This is a genomic window from Bradyrhizobium ferriligni, from assembly GCF_056837965.1.
Window position 1 is genome coordinate 1 of sequence record NZ_JBXEJO010000218.1, and the last position, 570, is coordinate 570.

Annotated in this window: 1 protein-coding gene; it reads left to right on the plus strand. The window is 42.3% G+C overall.

Features of this window, described 5'->3' with window-relative positions:
- Positions 1-330: hypothetical protein (locus AC1VNY_RS42565; protein ID WP_482409681.1), on the plus strand; the 330-nt coding region annotated here is incomplete at its 5' end.
- Positions 331-570 lie beyond the last annotated feature (240 nt).

The window sequence follows — 570 nt, forward strand, 5'->3', positions numbered from 1 at the left end:
GGCCAACAGAGTCCAAACATGAACAAGTTTAAATGTGAGTGGTGCCCTGCAGAGTTTGTCAACTTGACTGCTGTATACAAGCATGCCAGCCAGGCACATCCCATCCAGCTGAAAGAGCAGGATGTTCATATGCTTATCGCAGGTCAGAATCATCTACCCAAATCATCTTTGACTCAGAAGTTACCAGCTAAGAAACTTTACACTAAAGAACCAATTGACATTCTGAAACAGCAAATTGCTGAAAAAAGAAATCACCAGTTGATTGATAAGTCTGATGAGATATTGACATCTAAAGTGCAAGAGATAGTTGGTAATAAACTTGACGATTAGCGAGGTAGTAAGAGATACAATTGTGAAAAGTGCAGCTTTTCCTCCGCTAACTTTGCAACTTTCCAGCGGCATCATGAGTTGCATGGAAGTAAGCTGACATCTCAGTGCTGGTTCTGTGATTACAGTGTGGACAGAATGAACCTACTTTACCAACACATGAAGATCTCCCATACACGTAAGTGGAAAGCTCTCAGCCAGGACCCTAAATATGCAACTGAGATTCACAGAATGAGCCTGGCC